The following is a 19,946-nucleotide window of genomic DNA, read 5'->3' as shown; positions in this document are numbered from 1 at the left end:
AGCCTAGTTGTGGGCGGGGTTCAAGTTGCGATTGATTCGCTCCCGCCATTGTACTTCGTCGTTGGTCATGCCGCATGCAACGCGATCCGAGCTCCGGCGGCTAACGCCCACGGCCCGCCCGCGCTGCTACCGCACGTAACGCCCCGTGCGGGCCGTGCGTACCGCCCCTTCCGGCCCCAGCGCCAGGCCCAGCCAGCCGTCGTCCAGCACGAACTGGGTGACCATCAAGCCGTCGAGGCGGTGGTCGTCGGACGGGGGGCGCCGGAGCACTTCGATGCTCCCCTCTTCGGGCAACGCCTTGCCGAAGATGGCGTGCAGACGCAGCCGGCTGGCGGTGCGGAGCTGGCCCTCGATCTGCGCCGGGCCCTGGCGTTCGAACCGGGCCGTGATGCCGCTCGCGACCGGCACGTAGAACGCGTGGACGCGGAAGTTGCGGTGCGTGCCGCCGTCGACGCGCAGGGCGGCGAACGACAGCACCAGCTCCATCCGGCCGTCGGCGATCGCCACCCGCACGGGGTCGGCCTCGCTGAGGATGAACTGCACCTTCTCGGTGACGCGCTGCCCGGGCATCTCGGCCAGCGAAAGCTTCTCACGCAGGCGTTCGGTGAGCTGCTCCGGGGTCATCGTGTGGCCCCCGAGCTCGAGGCCGGCCAGCGCGTTGTTGAGCAGCGACTCGTGCAGTTGAACGCTCAGCACGCTGTCGCTGGGGGCGCGGTTGCGCGGCGAGTGCGACGCCAGTTGCTGGTCGCTGGCCACGCGCAGCCGCGCGATCAAGCGGTCCTCGGTGGTGCGGACCTCAACGGGCAGCACGCCCAGGCCCAGCGCGTCTGCGCGGTCGAGCACCTGCTCCTGGAACTGCCGCTCGACCTGCGCCAGCCAGGGCCCGGTTTGTTGGTCGAGCGTGTGCCCCACGCGGCGGCTGATCTTCTGCTCGGTCTCCCAGCGGGCCTGGCCCTGGCGGCTCTGGTATTCGCTGCGGGCCTGCGAGCGGACGATCGAGCCGACGATGGGCAGCCGGTCGTAGTCGGTGCTCATCCCCACCAGGTGGGTCTGGCTGCTGGCCTCAACCACGGCGGGCCACGCCTGCACGCCGCGGGCGTCGACCGTGATCAGCTTCCGGGCCAAGAACGACGCGTCGCCAAAGTTCTGCACGGTAACCGGGCCGCTGTGCGAGCGGGTGTTCGAACGGACCTGCCCTTGGGCCTCAAGCCCCATCCGCCACGCCGCGTCGTCCGGCACCAAGCGGATCGACAGGCGGGTGTCGGTGGTCGCCTGGCCGGAGACGGGGGCGCCAGCAATATGGTCGCGCACCGGCTCCGCGGCCGGCTGTTGTTCGGGGACGTAGCGGTTGAGCAGGTCGGCCGCCACCGCGATCCGCAGGTTGGCGTTGCGGTACTGCTGGTCGATCTGCGTGGCGAGCTGCTGGTGCAGCGGGCTGGGAGAGAACGCCAAGCGGTCGCGTTCGGAGGCCAACTGCCGCGCGAGCCGCGGCGTGGGCGACGACTCGTACGCCTCGAGCCCGGCCAGCACCGCCGCGGGGTCGATCGGTTCGGCCGCCCAGTCGCGCAGGTCGTCGCCGAGCGCGGCGATCGGGCCGCTGGTGACCAGCCGCTTCTGGTCGGGAGTGAGCCGCGACGAGTGCATCCGGCCCAGCACCTCGTAGGCCAGCTCGCGGCGGACCTGTGGGTCTGCGTAGAGCGCCCCCTGCAGCGAGTCGGCTAGCAGGTACTCGCGCCACGCGGCGCCCCGGTCGCTGGAGCGCGTCTGCTCAACGAGCTCCTCGAGCCGCTGGCGGACGCGGCGGTCGGTCTCGTCCGGCGCGCGGCGCAGGAACGCCACGCCCGACTGCTCGCGCGACTGCGCGGCGAGCGTCCAGGCGGGCGTGCGGCGTTGGATCGCCCAGTGGGCGCGGCGCAGGCGTGCGGCGGTGTCGCGCGAGGTCACCTGATCGGCCAGCGCCAGACCTTCCTGCGACGCTTCTCGCAGGCTGGCGAGTGATGCTTCGGACGCGTCCGCACGCACCACCTCATCCAGCAGCGGCTCGACCGCCACGGCCCAGCCGCGCGACTGCGGGTCGCCACGCAGCTCGGCCAGCAGGTCGAGCAGCGCCCGCGGCGCCGCGAAGCCCAGCGGCTCGGCGTCGGCCACCTTAGCTAGCGGGGCAGCGGGCGTGAGCGGCGTGCTGCGCGAGCGGATCGCGGCGCTGGGCGGAGTTTCTCGGTCGGCGGGGCGGTTCATCGCCAGGCGGTCGTCGGGCGAGCTGAGCAGCGGGCCCGTGAGCGACGGGGGCGAGTAGATCCGAGTCGGGGGGGGCGGCAGCACCGCGCGGCGCCACGGCAGGTTGGCCGCGGTGGGGAGCGACACCTTTACGGCCGGCATGCCGGCCCACATCCGCCCCAGCGGCGCGGCGTGGGCCAGGTCGACACCAAACACCCGCCAGCGGTCGGCCTCCGCTTGCAGAGACACCTTGGCCCAGGGACGCGGCAGCAGAGCCGACCGGGCCGTCCAGAGCGGCTGGCCCGGCAGCAGCACCAACAGCTCGGCGCCCTCTTCGTGCCGCTCCAGCGGGAACGTTAGGAATTGGCCCGGCCCCAGTGGCGGGAGTGCGGGGGTCTCGACCACCACCGAGGGAGCGGGCGCTATGGGTTGTGACAGCCGCTGCGGCAGCGGCAACGCGGGGTCGGGGGGCAGCAGGTCGCTGAGGTCGAGCTGGAACCGGGGGATCCGCAGCTCGCCCCACGGCTGGGCCGCCGGAAGCGTGGTGCGGGCGTAGTCTTTGGCCGGGGGCTGCTGCCCGGGCGCGGTGGTCCAACGCGTGGCGGCTAGCCAGCTCAGCACCAGCGCCACGGTCGCCAGGGCCAACAGGCCAGCGGGTGCGGGGTCGTGACGTCGATTCGGCATGTCGCTCTGTCCTTGCTCTCCCGTGGACGCTCGGCGAGGATCGTCACCCTCGGCGTCGCCGGTCGTTCTCATCCGTGCATCAGATAAGATCGGTACATCGGGAAGGAACTTTCACGCTGACCCGGCAGCCCTCACCACTTAACACCCCAGCCGCGGAACGCCGCAGATGACAGCAGAAGATTGGCAACGGCTGCTAGCAGTGGCGGCGGGAGGCGCCGTGGGCGCCGTGCTGCGGTACCTGGCCGCTGTGGGGATGCTCAGGTGGACCGAACTCGGCTTTCCACTGGCCACCCTGCTGGTGAACGCGGTGGGCTGTTTTGCCCTGGGGGTGATGCTGCACGGCGGCGCGGCAGCCGCGGCCCGCTGGCCCGCGTTGGCGCACCCGGGCGTCACCGTCGGCGTGCTGGGCGCCCTGACCACCTTCAGCACGTTCGGCTACGAGACGGTGCGTTTGGCCGAAACGGGCCAAGGCGCCGCGGCGGGGCTGAACATCGTGGCGAACGTGCTGCTGGGGGTCGGCGCCGCGTGGGTTGGGCTGCTGCTGGGCCGCTGGCTGTGGGGAACCCCCTAGGCGAGCCGTCGGCCTGAGCCGCCGGAGTCTTTGTGGCTCGCTCCGCTACGAATCGGGATTGCACCGCCAAGACTCCGGCGGCTGACGCAGACGGCTCGCCTGGGGGGCTTGTGGTATTATGCAAGCCATGCAGCCAGGCGAGCCCCCACTCACCAGCGACCCCACCTCCACGATCACGTGGGAGCGGCCCGACGACCGCTTCATCCCGGTGCGCGCGGACGACCTGGCGCGTGCCCTGGTAGACCAAGCCGCGTACTTCCACGCCGAGCCGGGGCCGCTGTCGGACGCGCTGGCCGCCATCGGCCGGGTGATCGACCAAGAGACCGCCGGCTTTCAGAACGACATCGACGAGCGCTACACCGACTTCAACCCCGACCGCGACACCCGCCCGGTCGACAACCCTTGCGACGTCCAGACCGCCGAGAACCTCGCCGGGCTGATGCGCCGGCTGCGGCACCTGCTAGACAAGGCGAACTACCAGCAGCTCTCAGAGGTCGACATCGAGGCGGTGGTACGCCAGGCGAGCCGGCGGAAGATCCGCGTGCGGATCAATCCAGAGCGGGTCGAGCTGATCGAGATCTGGATCCGCGGCCGTCACGAGACCCTCGGCTGCCATCGCACCTGGCGCCACCCGATCAAGGGAGTAGAGGACCGCATCCCGGTGTTCCGCCGGATGGCGGTGGTGGCGCGGCTGAAAGAAGACCCCCACGTGCTGGTGAAGCTGTTTAAGGACATCCCGCAGTCCGAGGTCGAGGCGCTGCTGCCGCACGCCGAGGTGACGATGACGCTGCTGGACCGCGCGAAGCTGGTCGGGGGCAGCGCCGGCGCGTTGGGCGCCATGGGGATGAAGCTGGCCAAGCTGGCGGTGCTGGCGGGCGCCCTGGGGCAGATCTTCTGGGTGGTGCTGGTGGGGGTGATCACCATCCTGCTGCGCACGTTCTTCGGCTACCGCAACGTCCGCAAGGACCGCGACTGGCGCCGCACCCGTACGCTCTACTTCCAGAACCTGGCCAACAACGGCGCCGCGGTGCACGCGATCCTTGCGACGGTGAAGCAAGAAGAGTTCAAGGAGGCGCTGCTGGCCTACACGTTCTGCCTGAAGCACCGCCCCACGCCGTGGACCAGCCAGACGCTGCGCGAGGCGATCGAGGCGTTCCTCGCCGAACGCTTCTCGGTGCAGGTAGACTTTGACATCAACGACGCGATCGAGACGCTCAACCGCCTCGGCCTGTGGGCCCACCGGGGCGAACTACGCACCCTGCTGCCAGAAGAAGCCGTCCGCCACGCCGATGCCCACGCAGAGAACGGCCTCTCGGTTGCGTACCACAGCACGCTCAGCGAGGGGTTAGGGGCCAGCAGTTAGGGGTGGGGGGTTCGGGGCGAATAGCAGCGAGTCTCCGGTTGCCGCCTACCTTCCGCGCCGTACATCGTTCATCATAGAACGTCGCCGCCGGTTCCGTCCTCGCCCCTCGCCCCTAACCGCTCCCCCTCTCACGTGGATTCCGAACTCAATACGCTGCTCCCCCCCCGCTTCTTGTTCCGCTTCGGCGTGGCGATCCGGCCCAAGAAGCCGATTTGGGGCCCCAAGGGGGTGACGCTCGACGAGTCGTACGCCCTGCCCGACCTGGCGACGCTCGACTCCGCGACCCCCTCGTCGGAGCCCAGGTTCGCCGACGTCCGCATGGCGTGGGCGCCCGAGGGCTTGGCGTTTACCGTAAGCGTCCGCGAGAAGCAGCAGCCGCTGTGGTGCCGCGACGGGCGGCAAGAGGACAGCGACGGCTTGCAGGTGTGGATCGACACCCGGGCGACGCACAACATCCACCGCGCCAGCAAGTTCTGCCACCGCTTGGTGTTCCTGCCCACCGGCGGCGGTCGGGCCGACGCCGAGCCGCTCGCCGATCAACTGCTGATCCCCCGCGCCAGGGAGAACGCCCGCCCGGTCCGCCCCCGCGAGCTGCAGGCCGTCTCCAAGGTAGTCAAGGACGGCTACGACCTGGCGGCGTTCATCCCCGGCTCGGCGCTGACCGGCTTCGACCCCTCGGGCCACCCGCGGCTGGGGTTCAACTACGCGGTGATCGACCGTGAGCGCGGCACGCAGACCTTCGCCTCCGGCCCGGGGCTGCCGTACGATGAAGACCCAAGCTGCTGGGCGACGCTAGCGATGGTGGGGGAGTAGAATCTAGGAGTCCTATTGCTCCGCAGAGCCTTTGACCCGGTGACACGACCATGAACAAGCGACTGACCGCGATCATTCATGGGGAAGGGGACGGCTTCGTATCTCTTTGCCCAGAGTTAGATATCGCTAGTCAGGGCGAAACCGTCGAATCAGCACGAGACAACCTGCGAGAAGCATTAGAGCTGTTCTTCGAGTGCGCACCGGACGAAGAGGTCCAACGACGGATGTCGGGCGACGTGTTCGTAACTCAACTGGAGATTTCGGTTGGGTAGGCTACGCATTCTGGCGGGGAAGGAGGTTTGCGCCATTCTAGAGCAGCACGGCTTTGTGAAGGTGCGGCAGCGTGGAAGCCATGTTGTCATGCAACTCAGCGTTGACGGCAAAACGACAACGGTCCCCGTGCCCGATCATCGCGAGTTGAAGATCGGGACACTTCTGTCGATCATCCGCCAGTCCGGAATCCCGCGCAGCGAGTTTGAGTGAAGATTCTGGGGGCGCCGTCCCACGCCGATCTTTCGTTGGAACCGGAAGTGTCAGCCGCGGGAGATTGTGTGCGTCATACCTCCGGGCGCTGACGCTTCCGGCTCCATGACTTAACCTCAGGGGCTGGCTGCTTGGTTCCGTACTTCTCGCCCCCGTCTCCGCGCCTGGGTAGATAACCCGTCGCCGCAAGGAAGCGCCCGTTGTACGCAGAGCGTTCCCGCCGCCGATTGATGATCGCGTACGCGATCTTGGCGATCCCGATGATCGTTGTCGGCGCCGTATGGGCGCTCGACGCGCAGAACAGCTCGCCGATCGACTGGGTCCCCGAGTCGTTCCCGCCGCGGGCCGAGTACGACTCGTTCTGCGAGCAGTTCGGCCGCGGCGACGTGGTGGTGATGAGCTGGCCCGGCTGTTCCGTCGACGAACCGCGGATCGACCAGTTGACCTCCGCGCTCCGCGCCACGCCGGGCGTCTACGACCCGCACGGGGGCTCGCTGCTGAGCGGCGTCGCGTCGGGCCGCGAAGCGTTGACGCTGCTGACGACCCCGCTGGGGGGATCGGTCTACACCGGCGACGCCGGGCCGGCGCTCGACCGCGCCCAGGCGATCCGGCGGCTGCAAGGCTCGCTGATCGGGCCCGACGGCCAGACCACGCTCGTCACCGCCACGCTCACCGGGCGCGGTCTCGAACAACGCGAGCGCGTGGTCGAGCTGCTCCGCCAAGCAGCGACCGACGCCTGCGGCGTCCCCGACGATCAGCTCCGCGTCGCGGGCCCGGTGGTCGAGGCGATGGCGATCGACGCCGCCAGCCAGGCCTCGCTGAACTACTTCGCGGGGCCCTCCTCGCTGGTGGTCTTCCTGCTCTGCTGGGCGAGCCTGCGTTCGCTGCGGGCCGCGGTGGTGGTGTTCGGCCTGGCCGGCTTCTGCCAGGCCGCCACGATGGCGCTGGTGTACTACGGAGGCGACTCGCTCACGGCGCTGCTGATCGTGCTGCCGCCGCTGGTGCAGGTGCTGGCGGTCGCCGGCGGCGTGCACCTCACCAACTACTACTTTGACATGCAGGAGTCCCTGGGCGACGGCGACGAAAGCCACGCCGCCAGGCACGCCTTCCACATGGGCTGGGCGCCCTGCGTGCTGTCGGCCGCCACCACCGCCATCGGCATGGCGTCTCTGACTGCCAGCGAGCTGGCGCCCATCCGCGCGTTCGGCGCCTACGCCGCGGCCGGCGTGCTGCTGACCGCCGCGGTGATGCTGGGGCTGCTCCCCGCGTTCTACGCCCTCTGGCCCCCACGCCGCGCCGCCGGGCGTGGGTATTTCGGCCGCAGCCCGGCCCCGGGCACGTTCTGGCCCCAGTGGTCTGATGCGATCGGCTACCACAGCGGCGCCCTCACGGTGGTGGGCCTTGCGCTGCTGGTGCTGGGGGTGGTGAGCGCGTCGTGGGTCAAGACCTCGGTGCGGATCGACACGCTGTTCGCCCGCGACAGCCAGGTGATGCAAGACTACGCCTGGATCGAGCAAAACGTGGCGCCGCTGCTGCCGATCGAGGTCCGCGTGTCGCTGGATCGCGGTTCGCCGATGCCCGATCAGCAGAAGCTGGCGCTGCTGGCCAGCATCGCAGAGCAGACCGCGGCCGACGGCCGCCTGGGGAGCGCCTTCAGCGCCGCCGACGTGCTGCCGGACCTCGGCGCGTTGCAGCCAGACCCCAACGTCGACCCTCACGCCGCGGTCGCCAAGTTGATCGCCGAGGCCCGCCCCCGGCTTGAGGCGCTCGGGCTGCTGGCCGTTGATCCTCAGCAGGAGCACTGGCGCCTCACGGTGCGCGGGTCGGCCATCGGCGACGTGAACTACGCCGCGCTGGTCGAGGCGGTCCGCAACGGCGTGGCGACCGCTATGATCGCTCACGCATCGGGCGACCCCGCCTCGCCCGCCAGCGGCCTGCACGCCGAGGTGACCGGCATCATGCCGCTGGTGCAGGCCATCCAGACGCAGCTCCTGGACGACCTGCTCAAGAGTTTCGCCGGCGCGCTGATCGTGATCGCGATCGTGATGACCCTCGTGCAGGCCGGCATTCTGTCCGGGCTGTTGGCCATGATCCCCAACGTCTTCCCGATCGCCGTGTACTTCGGCTGGCTCGGGCTGCGCGGCGCGCCCATCGACATCGGCGTCGTGATGACCGCCAGCATCGCGCTGGGGATCGCGATCGACGACACGCTGCACTTCCTCACCTTCTTTGGACGCGGCCTCACGCGGCACGGCAGCCGCGGCGCCGCGGTGCGGTTCGCCCTGAGCCATTGCGGCCCCGCGATGGTGCAAACCACGCTCAGTTGCGGCCTGGGCCTGTTGGTGTTCGCGCTGAGCGATTTTCTGCCCACGGCCCGCTTCGCCGTAAGCATGGCCGCGCTGCTGATGCTGGCGCTGCTTGCCGACCTGGTGCTGCTGCCGGCGTTGCTGCTGAGCCCGTTGGGGGTGGTGGCGTCAGTGGGTTATGAACGTCGCGAACCGGACGACCAAGCCCACGTGTAACCAACCCCGGAGGGGCGGCGGCGTGTCCGCGAGTCGACGCGCCGTCGCCCCTCCGGGGCTTCGTTCTTTTCGGGCGAAGCAGTCCAGGGGTCGCGCCCCTGGCTAGATGCCGCCGGCCCTCCGGGCCTGACATGCGCGGTGCGCCCCCGCCACCCGCCGTACTCTCTATCATCTATCCTCTAACCTCTATCATCTTTTCCCGCTTGACGCCCCACCGACAACTGTTATAGTACAGTAGTCACCTGAGGCCGCCATGCTGCTCCGTATCGAAAAAGGTTCTGCCGTGCCGATCTCTCGGCAGCTTGTCGAGCAGGTCGCTACGCACGTCGCGGCCGGCCGGCTCAAGCCGGGCGCCAGGCTCCCCAGCGTGCGCGAGCTGGCCCGCGAGCTGGCCGTCAACCAGAACACCATCCTCCGCGTCTACGAACGCCTGACCGCCGACGGGCTGCTGGAGCGCCGCCAGGGGCAGGGGACGTTCGTCGCCGAGTCGCTCCCCCGCCGCCGGCCGGCCGCCCACCGCGACCGGCTGATCGAGGAGCTCCGCCAACTCATCCGCCAAGCGCAGGGGCTGGGCATGTCCGCCGAGCAATTGCACTCGCTGCTCGACGAGGCGCTCGAACAAGTCGCTCACCACGAAGAGCACGAAGAAGCACAAAGACGGAGAAAGGAAGAAAGCAACGCGTGAAGTAGCGGCGCTAAGGGTGGCTGGGGTCGAAGGCGTCAGCCTGAGCCCCCAGACGGTTGCTACTGAGATAGCGGCGGCAGTTCGAGCCCCTGCTGGGGGCTACGGCTGAAGCCTTCGACCCCAGCCACCCTATTTTTTCCGTCCGTCTCCGTCTCAGTGCCCTCTGCGACTCAGTGGTAAACCTTCCCCCGGAGAAACCCATGAACGAACCGGTCATCGACCTCCAAGGGGTCAGCAAGTCCTTTGGCCGCACGCGGGTGCTGGACGGGTTGTCGCTGCGGGTGGAGCGCGGGCAGACGTTCGCCTTCCTGGGCCGCAACGGAGCGGGGAAGACCACCACCATCCGGCTGCTGATGGGCCTGCTGAAGCGGGACGACGGCGCGGTGCGGGTGCTGGGGCTCGACCCGCAGACGGCGCCCCTCAAGCTGCGGGCCCGAGTCGGCTACCTGGCCGAGGACCAGACGATGTACGGCTGGATGACGGTCGAAGAGCTGGTGCGGTTCACCGCGGCGTTCTACCCCACGTGGGACCACGACCTGGCGCTCCGCCGGCTGCGGGAGTTCGAGTTGCCGCTGCGGACCAAGGTCGGACGGCTGTCGAAGGGTCAGAAGGTGCGAGTCGGCCTGGTGTTGGCGCTCGCGCACCGGCCGGAGCTGGTGGTGCTGGACGACCCGGCGTTGGGGCTCGACCCGATCATGCGCAAGCAGTTCAACCGCGACCTAGTGTCCCACATGCAGGGCGCCGGCACGACGATTTTTTATAGCTCGCACCTGCTGGACGAGGTCGAGCCGGTGGCCGACGCCGTGGCCATCCTCGACGCCGGCCGGCTGGTGCGTCAGGCCGACACCGACACGCTGCGGGCCGATGTGAAGCAAATCGTCGTGGCGCGCGACGCGGGCGCCTTGTTCGAGGGGGACCGGGTGCTCGACCGCCGCACCGCCGGGGACGAGCTGGCCGTGGTGGTGGAGAACGCCGAGCGCGTCTGCCAGCGGCTCGCGGGCGAGGGCGCCGCGTTCCGAGTGGTTGATTTGAACCTGGATGAGATCTTCGAGGCGTACGTGGTCGGGCGGCCCGAAGCGGAAGATGGGACGACGAACCGGATACCAATTGCCGCGGATTAACGGGGGCGCCCCGTTCCGTCGGCGAGCAGGGGTCGAGCTGCTGCTGGGGGCTTCGGCTGACGCCTTCGACCCCAGCCACCCAATTCAATAGTCTTGCAATCGAAGGGCCATTCGCATGAATACTCCTTGGGCGGCGCTCGTGTGGAAGGAATGGCGCGAGACGCGTTGGAAGATGGCGGCACTGGCGTTGTTGATGGCCGGGTTTGTGCTCTTGACGGCGATCACTGTCAAGAGCAGGCCGTTCGATGGATTGTTGGCGCTCGGAACACTTATCGTAGGGGCCTGCGGTATATTCGTCGCCCTGGGTGTGGCAGGGGGCGAGAACGCTCGCGGCACACAGCAGTTCCTAGCTTCGCTGCCGGTGCAATCCTGGAGGGCAGCGGTCGCCAAGTTGGCGATGGGCGCTTTTGCGATTTTGACGCCCGCAGTTGCGCTGGTCGTTTGCGTCGCAGCGGCGCAGGCTCTGGCCACGGCGTTCGACCCAGGCAATGCGAGTCGGTTCGCCCTAAGCCAGGAACGCCCCGCGCAACTCTTATCCAAGGTCCCCGAGGCTCTGCTGATGCTCTCATGCGTGGGCTTAAGCTTCTACTTGTGGACCGCTGCCTTTGCAGTTAATTCGAATGACGAAGTTCGGGCCGGGATCAAAGGGGTCGGCGGGCTCGTGTTGTGGATGCTTTTCTGCATAACAGTTAGCAATGCCGCAGAGAATACTCCTCTGCAGTTTCTAAGTCTTACAATCGTCTCGCTTGGGCCTCTCGGATTTCTCACGTCCGTCATTTGGGACCCTTATGTGTGGTGGCCCTTCTTGTTGTCGGCAGTCGGACACGTACTGGCGGCTGTGTGGTTCGTTCGTCGATGGGGCGTGGAAAGCAGCCTTGGTAGTGCGCGACAGCCGCAGATCCCCACGGTTGTCACCTATTGGCTTTCACCGCCGCGACGTTCAATCACACGTGCGCTCGGATGGAAGGCGCTGCGTGAGTCCGGTCCTGTGGTAGCGGCGGGATTGATTGGAGCCTTGGGCCTAGGAACGCTCATGTCGGTGATCGCGTACGCAAGCCACGAATCGTTTAGCCGTCGGGGCATCACGACTTCCTACGACTGGATTGAGGAAAGCGTCGAGTCGCTGACCTTCAGCTTCGCGTTCTTTGGTTTCCTGATCGCGATCGTCTGCGGCGTCGGCACGGTGTGGGGCGACGTCCAGCCGGGGATCAACACGTTCTGGCGGTCGCGACCCTGCCCTCCTAGCCCTTGGTTCTGGTCGAAATGCGTCGTCAGCCTGGCGTTGATCGGCGTCGCGTTCAGCCTCCCCTCGCTGCTGCCGGTGTACGGGATTTGGTATTCAGGAAATGGCGTTCAGATGGTGATAAATGCGGCCTTGGGCGCGCTGGTTGGCTACGCGACCGCCGTGCTAATGACCACCGTGCTGAGGAGCGCGGTCTATGCATGCATCGTAGCGCTCGCCGCCGCGATCGCGACGGTTAGCATCGTCGGCAACAGATCCGAGTGGCTTCCTTCGGCTGAAGCCCGCGCGGCGCTTTTCGTCGGCATGGCGGGGATGATGCTGCTCGTGGCGTGGCAGGCTTTCCGCAAGGACTGGTCGGTGCGGGGGTGAATGTGCCTTCACCCTCCCGTCATCACGCGCGCAGAACCAGCCCCGGAGGGGCGGCGGCATCTAGCCAGGGGCGCAAGCCTCTGGACCGCCACACGCCCATGTGACAAAGCCCCGGAGGGGCGGCGGCGTGTCGACTCGCAACGTGCCGTCGCCCCTCCGGGGCTTTGATGTTCATGCGCTACGCTTCCCAGGGGCTTGCGCCCCTGGCTAGACGCCGTCGGCCCTCCGGGCCTAAGACGAGGCGGCCTTTTCGGCCACCATCGGCACATTTTCCAGCCGAAAATAGCCACCCACTCCGCGACCTTGGAGCCAGCCGCATGCCCCGTGTCGGGCCCAAGCTTCGCCCGCGGGCGAACGCAGCCCCTCCGGCGGGTGGTGACGAGAGAGAAAAATTCTGCGGGGGCACGTCGTCACTTCACCACGTCACCTGGGTGAGGGACGCCCCGGCTCGCTCTTTCGGTGTTTCGTTCGTCATTCGGCAGTCCTCGTTTCGCACGGCCGCACCCCGCCCTGCCGATCCCCGCCGCCCCCTAGAACCCCGCCCCCCGGCAGGCGAAACTCTCTGCATGAGCACCGCAAAACTAGCACTCGAAGACGGGTCGGTCTTCACCGGGGTTTCGATTGGGGCCCCCGGCGAGGTGGACGGGGAGGTCTGTTTCAACACGTCGATGACCGGGTACCAGGAGATCCTCACCGATCCCAGCTACCGCGGGCAGATCGTGACAATGACCTACCCGCAGATCGGCAATTACGGCGTCAACGCCGAGGACGTAGAGAGCGCCCGCCCCCACCTGGCCGGGTTCATCGTCCGCGAGCACAGCCGGCTGCGGAGCAACTTCCGCAGCGAGCAGAACCTGAGCGACTACCTGGCGGAGCACGGGGTGGTGGCCATCGAAGGGATCGACACCCGCCGGCTGGTCCGCCGGCTGCGGACCCAGGGGTCGCAACGCGGGGTGCTCTCGACTATCGACCTCGACGAGGCCAGCCTGATCAAGAAGGCCAAAGCGAGCCTGGGGCTGGTGGGACGCGACCTGGTGCGCGAGGTGATGCCCGAGGCATCCAGCAGGTGGAGCACGCCGCTAAGCACGTGGACGCTGCTCGACGGAACGCAGAATTCGGAAGAAGACCCGTCGGCGCCCCATGTGGTGGCGCTCGACTACGGCATGAAGTGGAACATCCCCCGGCACCTGGTGAACCAGGGCTGCCGGGTGACCGTGGCGCCCGGTCGGCTGACCGCGGCCGAGGTGCTGGAGCTCAAGCCGGATGGGGTGTTCCTGTCCAACGGGCCGGGCGACCCGGAACCGCTGGAGTACGCGGCGGAGGCCATCCGCGGCCTCTTGGGCAAGACGCCGGTGTTCGGCATTTGCTTGGGGCATCAACTGCTGTCGCTGGCGAGCGGGGCGAAGACCTTCAAGCTGAAGTTCGGCCACCGCGGCGCCAACCACCCGGTGATCGACATGAAGACACAGGTAGTAGAGATCACCAGCCAGAACCACGGCTTCGCGGTCGACGCCGATACGCTGCCGGACAACCTAGAAGTCACCCACCGCAGCCTGAACGACGGCACCATCGAAGGGGTCCGTCGCCGCGACGTGCCGGCCTTCAGCGTGCAGTACCACCCGGAAGCCTCGGCGGGGCCGCACGATAGCCACTACTTGTTTGATGAGTTTCTTGAGGCGATGAAGAAAAGCTGACGGATGAAGTTGGCCACGAAAAGGCACAAAGAAGCACAAAGACAGGACGGACGGAACTCTCGCAATGACGCGAAAGCGCAAAGAAGTTGAGGAAGTGAGCTTGGCCTCTTTGCCACTTTTCGTGCGACCCTTCCTTTGTGCTTCTTGTGCCTTCTTGTGGCTATTCCGTCTGTAGATGCGAGGCGAAGTAGCCCGCCATCCGCTGGTACATCCGCTCGACGACCTCGGGCTCGGAGACCATATGCGTCTGCCCCATTAGCGGCAGGAAGTCGTGCGGCCGGCCCGCGCGCAATAGCGCGTTGCTCATTTTCACGCTGTGCAGGAAGTAGACGTTGTCGTCGGCGGTTCCGTGGATGATGAGCAGCGGCCGGGTGAGGCGGTCGGCGTGGGTGAGCACGCTTGAGGCGTCGTAGCCGGCGGTGTTGTCTTCCGGCAGGCCCAGGTAGCGTTCGGTGTAGTGGGTGTCGTAGTCGCGGAAGTCGGCGACCGGGGCGCCGGCGACGCCGACGCGGAACACGTCGGGCCGCTGCATCACCGCCATCGCAGAGCAGTAACCGCCGAACGACCAGCCGTAGACGCCGACGCGGGCAAGGTCGAGCTCCGGGTGCTTGGCGCCGAGCGCCTGCAGGCCGGCGACCTGGTCTTCGAGCGGGGCCTCGATCAGGTTGTGCTTGATGACGCGCTCCCACGCCCTGCCGCGCGACGGCGTGCCGCGGCCGTCGATCAGCACCACCACGTACCCCTGGTCGGCGAGCCACTGGTTCAGCAGGTAGCCGCGTCCGTTGTGGGTGACGAGCTGGGCGTGCGGGCCGGCGTAGACGTTTACGAGCACCGGGTACTTCTTGCTTGGGTCGAAGTCCCGCGGGCGGACCACCGCGGCGTAGAGGCCGGGGCCGTCGCCGACCTTGGTCAGCTCGACGTTGGGTTCAAACGGCGGCGTTTCGGCGACGTTCCGCAGCTCTCCTGCGCGGCTGCCGTCGCCGCGGAGGACGACGTGCTGCGAGGGCCCCGCCAGGCCGCTCGCCGTACGCACGCACACGCCCCCCCGCTTGGCGTACACGGCCGAGTAGACGCCGGCCGCAGGCGTGAGCGGTTCGGGCTCGCCCCGGCCGTCCAGCGGCACGCGGAATAGTTGGGTTTGCGTTGGGTCGGGCCCCCCGGAGACCACCACCGAACCGGCGGCCTCATCCAGGTGCACCACGCGTCGGTAGCCCAGCCCCGGCGGAGTGAGCGTACGGATCAACGCCCCCTCGGCGCTGCGCAGCTCGAGCCGCCACGCGCCGGAGCGTTCGCTGGCCCACAAGAAGGACGCGCCGTCGGCGAGCCACCGGGGGGTCGAGCCTTCGAGGTTAAGCCACGCGTCGTCGGTCTCGCTGAGCAGTTCCCGCGTGCCCCCCGTGTCGGGATCGACCGCCAGCAGCCGCTCGGCGGTTTGCGTGCGGTTCTGCACCAGCAGGGTGAGCGGGGCGTTGTCGCTCCAGGCGACCGAGGCCAAGTAGGGGAACCCAGCGGCCGAGTCGGTGCTGCCCCAGTCGACCCAGTGGGTCTCGCCCCCGTCGACCGACACCACCCCCAGGCGGACCGCTGCGTTGGTCATCCCCGGCCGCGGGTAGGGCCACTGGGTGGGCGGCTTGGCGGGGTTGGCCGGGTCGGCGATTAGCCAACGCTCAACGTCCGCGGTGTCCGTTTGTTGATAGGCGATCTGTCGGCTGTCTGGGCTCCACCAGTAGCCGTGCATGCGGGCCATCTCTTCCTGGGCGACAAACTCTGCCAGGCCGTGGCTCAGGTCCTCGTCGGCGCCGTGGGTCAGGCGTCGCGTCGTTTTCGACGCGATGTCGTGCACGTACAGATCGCCGTCGGAAACAAAAGCCGCCTTGGCGCCGTCCGGAGAGAGCCTGGCGTCGATGGGAGTTTCGGCGTCGATCTCCAACTGGGTGACGCCCCGCGTCTGTCGATCGAGCAGGTAGAGCCGGCCCGAGAGGGGGATCAGCAGTTGCTTGCCGTCGCGGGAGAGCTCGAACGTCGCGATGCCGCGGGCCGAGAGCCGCATCCGCTCGCGGCGGGCCAGCTCTGCGTCGGTGAGCTCTTCCGATTTGCCCTCCAGCAGGGTGTCGGCCGAGGCGAGCCGCTGCTCGACCCCCGTCGCGACGTCCAGCGTGTACAGGTCGCGGACAAAGCTCCTTGGCCCCGAACGGAGGAACAGCACCGCGTCGCCGTCGGGCGTGGGGCAGACGTTGGAGGGTTCGCCGAGCCGGAACCGACTGGTCGCGGCGAACTGACGCAGGAAGCTTTCGCCGGCGGTTGCGGTGGTTGCTAGCGTCATCAACAGGCTCAACGCGCGGAGTCGATGGAGGGGGGCCATGGCGGCGTGAGGGCGCGGCGGCCTAAGCCGGCGCGTCGCTTGCGGGCGTGAGGATCGCGGAGTCGCCCGCGACCACAGCGCTCGGATCGATCAGGGCGATCAGCTTGTAGCCGGCCTTGGGCTCAAGCGGCGTCTTGGCCGTGTTGACGATCAACCGGCCCTTTTCGGGGACGGCGAACAGCACCACGGCCGCCTCGCCGTACTTGGCGCGGAACGCGGCGTAGGTGAAGTCTTTGCTGAGCGAGGTCTTCTTGATCTGCGCGCCCTGGGCGAAGCGGTTCTGCAGGTCGTCGTACGTGAGGCCGTCGCGGAACAGCACCCTGCCGCGGCGGTGGGCGGGGATGCGTTGGAGCCGCTCCTGGCTGCGTTGCGAGGGGGCGATCTGGTAGACGTTGGCGCCGCCGAGCTCCGGGGCGAACTCCATCGCGGCGATGGCGTTCACCTCGTCGTTGGGGGTCATCGCCAGCAGGCGGCCGACGTCTCCCAGGTCGATCTCGTCGTGGATGAACTCGCTGCCGATGGCCGCGTAAACCACCGGGATGCCCGCCAGCCGCGCCGCCGCCACGTTCTGCGGGTTGGTGTCCACCAGCACGGTGTGGAAGCCTTCCTTCTGGATCGCCGTCGCCAGCTCGCGGATCATCGGCGAGGCGCCGGCGAACAGCACCCCCTGCGGGTTCTGCCGCGACAGGCCCAGGCGGCGCGCAAGCGGGCCGAGCGTCAGGCCGTACACCGTCACGGTGAGCACGATGGTCAGGAACACCAGCACCACAAGCTGCTGCCCCTCGCCGGTGAGCCCCGCGGCCAGCTCGCCGGCTTCGGCGCCGCGGCTCTGCTGGGAGAGCTCTATGGCGAACAACGAGGCGACCGCGGCGGCCACGATGCCGCGGGGGTGGACCCAGGCCAGCATCGTCTTCTCGCGCCAGTTGAGCGGGGCGCCGATCGTGGAGACAAAGACGGCCAGCGGCCGCACGAGCAGGATCAGCACCACGGGGAACAGCAGCCCCCCCCACCCGAGGCGGTTGATGTCCGCCATCGTGATCTGCACGCGGGAAGACAAGATGATGAACAGCACCGAGATCAGCAGCACGCGCAGGTTCTCTTTGAACTCGATGACGTGCTTCACCGAGGCGCGCCGCTGGTTGGCCAGCCACACGCCGATCACCGTCACGGTGATCAGCCCCGACTCGTGCTGCAAGTAGTTTGAGACCGCGAACACCAGCATCACCAGCGACAGGATCACGCCGTTCTGGAGGTAGTCGGGCACCCAGAAGCGGGCCAGCAGCTCAACGATCACCAGCGCGGTGACGGCGCCCAGCACCGCGCCGACGCACAGGCTCCAGGCCAGGCCGTTGAACCACTCGGTGGCGAGCCCGCCGCCGCCGTGGGCGACCACCTCGAACACCAGGGCCGCCAGCACCGCGCCGATCGGGTCGTTAACGATCCCTTCCCACTTAATCACCGAGCCGATCTTGCGCTCGGGACGCACCTGGCGCAGCAGCGGCATGATGACCGTCGGACCGCTGACGGTGAGCAGCGCCCCGGTGAGCGTCGCCAGCCCCCACGAGAAGCCGGCCAAGTAGTGGGCGGCCAGCGCAGCCCCCACCCAGGTGATCAGCAGGCCCACAGAAACCAGCCGCACGACCACGCTGCTGGTCTCGCGGATCTCGCGCCAGCGGAGGCTCAGCCCCCCCTCGAACAGCACCACGCCCACGGCGAGGCTGGTCATGGGCGGGATGGCCTTGTCTCCCACCCACAGCCGCGGCGGGCCGGCTTGCCAGCCCAGCAGCAGCCCGAAGACCAGCAGCAGCAGGATGGCGGGCAGCTTACGCCACCAAGCGATCCACTGCGCTGCGATGCCGAGCGCCAGCACGGCGGCTAGGTAGATCGAGATAGTGACGTAGTCGTTCATCAGCCCGGATCGAGTCGTCACGCGTGAGGTGGCACGCGAGTCTACACGGGCTTAGTAAGGTGGGGTAGGTGAGCCGGCCCGCCGGCCCGGGGTGTGGGGGGGGCCGCGGCGCCGGTCTGCGCAAAAAAAAAAGAGCCGGCCGGCGGGGAATCCCCGCCGGCCGGCTTCAATCGGACAGAAGCGCTTGTGCGCTAGTCTTCGATGGCGATCTTCTCGTCCCGGGCCACGGCCCGCAGCTTGTTGAGCGCCCGCACCTCGATCTGGCGGATCCGCTCCTTGGTGACCCCCATCTTGGCGCCGACCTCTTTGAGCGTCAGCGGCTCTTCGGAATGGTCGAGGCCGAACCGAGAGATCACGATCTGCTGCTCACGCTCGTCGAGCTTGTGCAGCATCTTGCGGACGGCGTCCTCGCGGATCCGCTGCGCGTTCTCGTGGATCTGCGGGTCGTCTCGGCGCTCCTCGGTCGCGGTGAACAGCTCGTCGTGGCTGGTGCGGAAGCGATCGCGGATCTTGTACTCGCCCGGGATGGTCCGGGCAAAGTTCTTCATGATCGCCCAGCTCGCGTACGTGCTGAACTTGTTGCCGCGGGCGAAGTCGAACTTCTCGATCGCCCTGAGCAGCGACATGTTGCCGTCGCTGACCAGCTCGAAGAAGTTCTGATCGGCCGTGACGTGCCGCTTGGCGATGGAGACCACCAGCCGCAGGTTCGCCTTGGCGATCTGATTCTTCGTTTCCACCGCCTGCTGATAGATCGACTCGATCTCGTCCATCAACGAGGCCTTCGGCCGGTCGGGGTCGAGCTGCTCGCGCAGCTTGGCCGCCTTGTACTTCAGGTAGTTGTACTTGCGGAAGATGTGCTGCTCCTGCTCGCGCGTGAGCAGCGGCATCTCGTACAAGCTCGCCAAGTACGGGGGCAGGTCGGCGGGGCGGCGGACCTTCTTCTGCGGCTCGTCGGCGCCCGGCATCGGGCTCAGGCACGCCGCGTCGGCGCCCTTGCGGCTGAAACGCGGGTTCGGGATGAAATCGAGCGGGAGCTCCATCACCCCAGCGGCACGCGACTCGTTCACCACCCGGTAGACCGTGGTCGGCGTGCGGGCGTACCGCTTCGACAACCGATCGACCGAAACGCCGGCCGTGAAGTCGGCGAAGATGCGGTCCTTCTGGGCCTCGTTCAGCGGGCCGGTCAGGTCCGGGAAGATCGCCAGCTCCGCGTGCTCGCTGTCGAACTGCCGGATGGTCTGGCGGATCGTCTCAACGCTGCGTCCGGTCTCGACCGCGATCCGCCGAACGACCTCGGCCTGGCAGGCGCCGGCCGCGGCCAAGCGACGGGCGCGCTCCAGCAACTCCTGCCGCTGGGCGTCGCTCATCTGGCTGAAACGGGCGCCGCGCTCAACGCGGTCCTGGTTGTTCCGCACGAACCGGTCGACGCTGCTGCGGAGGAAACCGACGCGCTTGCGCCCGTCGAAGACCAGTCGCCGGCTCACCAAGCCCAGCTCGCGCCAACGCGAGATGGTCTTCGTAGAAACGTTGAACTGCTCGGCCAGTTGCTCGACGGTCAGCACCTGCTCGCCCACGGCGTCGGCCGGGAGGTCGATGGAGTCCGACAGGTCCTCCACCAGCAGACGCAGGTCGTGCATCAGGTCGGCGCCCGGGATCTTCACCGCGGCGTCGTCGTTGGGGCGGTAGCCGGTGACGCGGAAGGCCACCCACTCGTACGGGTAGACCTTCTCCGGGTCGATCTCGGCGATCAGCCGCTCGGTGGTCTCGATCTGTTCCACCCGCTTGGTGCGCGGCGCGTACCGCGATAGCTGCTCGTGCAGGCGGTCGATCACGTTGTGGCGATATGCGCGGTTCATGGTTGGCCCCTCTCTCCTGTTCCTGGCGACCCCAACGCTAGCAGCGCGGCGTCT

14 protein-coding genes are annotated in these 19,946 nt (G+C 68.1%); 10 read left to right on the top strand and 4 right to left on the bottom strand.

Translation table 11 applies throughout. The features are described from left to right. Positions 1 to 126 precede the first annotated feature (126 nt). Positions 127 to 2,901, bottom strand: a complete 2,775-nt coding sequence (locus Pla175_RS25015) for a hypothetical protein (protein WP_145291807.1) — start codon at positions 2,899 to 2,901, stop codon at positions 127 to 129. Between the two features lie 166 nt (positions 2,902 to 3,067). On the opposite strand from Pla175_RS25015, the gene Pla175_RS25010 reads away from it, so the two are divergent. The 10 genes from Pla175_RS25010 (at position 3,068) to carA (ending at position 13,765) form a co-directional block, all read left to right on the top strand. Then, the gene (locus tag Pla175_RS25010; RefSeq protein WP_145291806.1) at positions 3,068 to 3,472 is read left to right on the top strand and encodes a fluoride efflux transporter FluC; all 405 of its coding nucleotides are present in this window, start codon (positions 3,068 to 3,070) and stop codon (positions 3,470 to 3,472) included. Positions 3,473 to 3,599: 127 nt separating this feature from the next. After that, positions 3,600 to 4,835: a DUF3754 domain-containing protein gene (locus tag Pla175_RS25005; protein ID WP_197527143.1), complete on the top strand. Its 1,236-nt coding sequence runs from the start codon at positions 3,600 to 3,602 to the stop codon at positions 4,833 to 4,835. Between the two features lie 132 nt (positions 4,836 to 4,967). Further along, a complete protein-coding gene (locus Pla175_RS25000) occupies positions 4,968 to 5,648 on the top strand; it encodes a DOMON domain-containing protein (RefSeq protein WP_145291804.1) in 681 nt (226 codons plus the stop codon). 50 nt (positions 5,649 to 5,698) lie between these two features. Continuing rightward, on the top strand, positions 5,699 to 5,920 hold the full coding sequence (locus Pla175_RS24995) for a type II toxin-antitoxin system HicB family antitoxin (protein ID WP_145291803.1): 222 nt from the start codon (positions 5,699 to 5,701) through the stop codon (positions 5,918 to 5,920). Beyond that, positions 5,913 to 6,131, top strand: coding sequence for a type II toxin-antitoxin system HicA family toxin (locus Pla175_RS27245; protein WP_145291802.1), 219 nt, complete (start codon positions 5,913 to 5,915; stop codon positions 6,129 to 6,131). The genes Pla175_RS24995 and Pla175_RS27245 overlap by 8 nt, the downstream gene beginning before the upstream one ends. Before the next feature lie 200 nt (positions 6,132 to 6,331). After that, positions 6,332 to 8,653 carry an efflux RND transporter permease subunit gene (locus Pla175_RS24985; protein WP_197527142.1) on the top strand — a complete coding sequence of 774 codons (2,322 nt, stop codon included), beginning with the start codon at positions 6,332 to 6,334 and terminating at the stop codon, positions 8,651 to 8,653. Between the two features lie 253 nt (positions 8,654 to 8,906). Beyond that, positions 8,907 to 9,338 carry a GntR family transcriptional regulator gene (locus tag Pla175_RS24980; protein WP_145291800.1) on the top strand — a complete coding sequence of 144 codons (432 nt, stop codon included), beginning with the start codon at positions 8,907 to 8,909 and terminating at the stop codon, positions 9,336 to 9,338. Between the two features lie 200 nt (positions 9,339 to 9,538). Then, on the top strand, positions 9,539 to 10,459 hold the full coding sequence (locus tag Pla175_RS24975) for an ABC transporter ATP-binding protein (RefSeq protein ID WP_145291799.1): 921 nt from the start codon (positions 9,539 to 9,541) through the stop codon (positions 10,457 to 10,459). Between the two features lie 115 nt (positions 10,460 to 10,574). Further along, positions 10,575 to 12,071, top strand: a complete 1,497-nt coding sequence (locus tag Pla175_RS24970) for a hypothetical protein (protein WP_145291798.1) — start codon at positions 10,575 to 10,577, stop codon at positions 12,069 to 12,071. A 566-nt stretch (positions 12,072 to 12,637) separates the two neighbouring features. Then, complete coding sequence (gene carA / locus Pla175_RS24965) at positions 12,638 to 13,765, top strand: glutamine-hydrolyzing carbamoyl-phosphate synthase small subunit (RefSeq protein WP_145291797.1); 1,128 nt, start codon at positions 12,638 to 12,640, stop codon at positions 13,763 to 13,765. A 160-nt stretch (positions 13,766 to 13,925) separates the two neighbouring features. Here carA and Pla175_RS24960 read toward each other — a convergent pair whose 3' ends face one another. The 3 genes from Pla175_RS24960 to Pla175_RS24950 all read right to left on the bottom strand — a co-directional run bounded on the left by Pla175_RS24960 (position 13,926) and on the right by Pla175_RS24950 (position 19,892). Continuing rightward, entirely contained in the window at positions 13,926 to 16,127 is a 2,202-nt protein-coding gene (locus tag Pla175_RS24960) for a S9 family peptidase (RefSeq protein ID WP_145291796.1), read from the bottom strand. Between the two features lie 22 nt (positions 16,128 to 16,149). Next, positions 16,150 to 18,057 (bottom strand): cation:proton antiporter, encoded by a 1,908-nt coding sequence (locus Pla175_RS24955; protein WP_145291795.1) that lies wholly within the window; start codon positions 18,055 to 18,057, stop codon positions 16,150 to 16,152. 170 nt (positions 18,058 to 18,227) lie between these two features. After that, a complete protein-coding gene (locus Pla175_RS24950) occupies positions 18,228 to 19,892 on the bottom strand; it encodes a sigma-70 family RNA polymerase sigma factor (RefSeq protein ID WP_145291794.1) in 1,665 nt (554 codons plus the stop codon). Between the last annotated feature and the right edge of the window lie 54 nt (positions 19,893 to 19,946).

The sequence above is a fragment of the Pirellulimonas nuda genome, from assembly GCF_007750855.1.
Taxonomy (GTDB): domain Bacteria; phylum Planctomycetota; class Planctomycetia; order Pirellulales; family Lacipirellulaceae; genus Pirellulimonas; species Pirellulimonas nuda.
Note: the sequence above shows the minus strand (reverse complement) of the source record. Positions and strands in the feature narration are given on the sequence as shown.

Coding starts and splice junctions, on each gene's coding strand:
- Pla175_RS24960 (WP_145291796.1), bottom strand. CDS start 16,127: ATGGCCCCCCTCCATCGACTCCGCGCGTTGAGCCTGTTGATGACGCTA.
- Pla175_RS24980 (WP_145291800.1), top strand. CDS start 8,907: ATGCTGCTCCGTATCGAAAAAGGTTCTGCCGTGCCGATCTCTCGGCAG.
- carA (WP_145291797.1), top strand. CDS start 12,638: ATGAGCACCGCAAAACTAGCACTCGAAGACGGGTCGGTCTTCACCGGG.
- Pla175_RS24970 (WP_145291798.1), top strand. CDS start 10,575: ATGAATACTCCTTGGGCGGCGCTCGTGTGGAAGGAATGGCGCGAGACG.
- Pla175_RS25015 (WP_145291807.1), bottom strand. CDS start 2,901: ATGCCGAATCGACGTCACGACCCCGCACCCGCTGGCCTGTTGGCCCTG.
- Pla175_RS24950 (WP_145291794.1), bottom strand. CDS start 19,892: ATGAACCGCGCATATCGCCACAACGTGATCGACCGCCTGCACGAGCAG.
- Pla175_RS24995 (WP_145291803.1), top strand. CDS start 5,699: ATGAACAAGCGACTGACCGCGATCATTCATGGGGAAGGGGACGGCTTC.
- Pla175_RS24975 (WP_145291799.1), top strand. CDS start 9,539: ATGAACGAACCGGTCATCGACCTCCAAGGGGTCAGCAAGTCCTTTGGC.
- Pla175_RS25005 (WP_197527143.1), top strand. CDS start 3,600: ATGCAGCCAGGCGAGCCCCCACTCACCAGCGACCCCACCTCCACGATC.
- Pla175_RS25010 (WP_145291806.1), top strand. CDS start 3,068: ATGACAGCAGAAGATTGGCAACGGCTGCTAGCAGTGGCGGCGGGAGGC.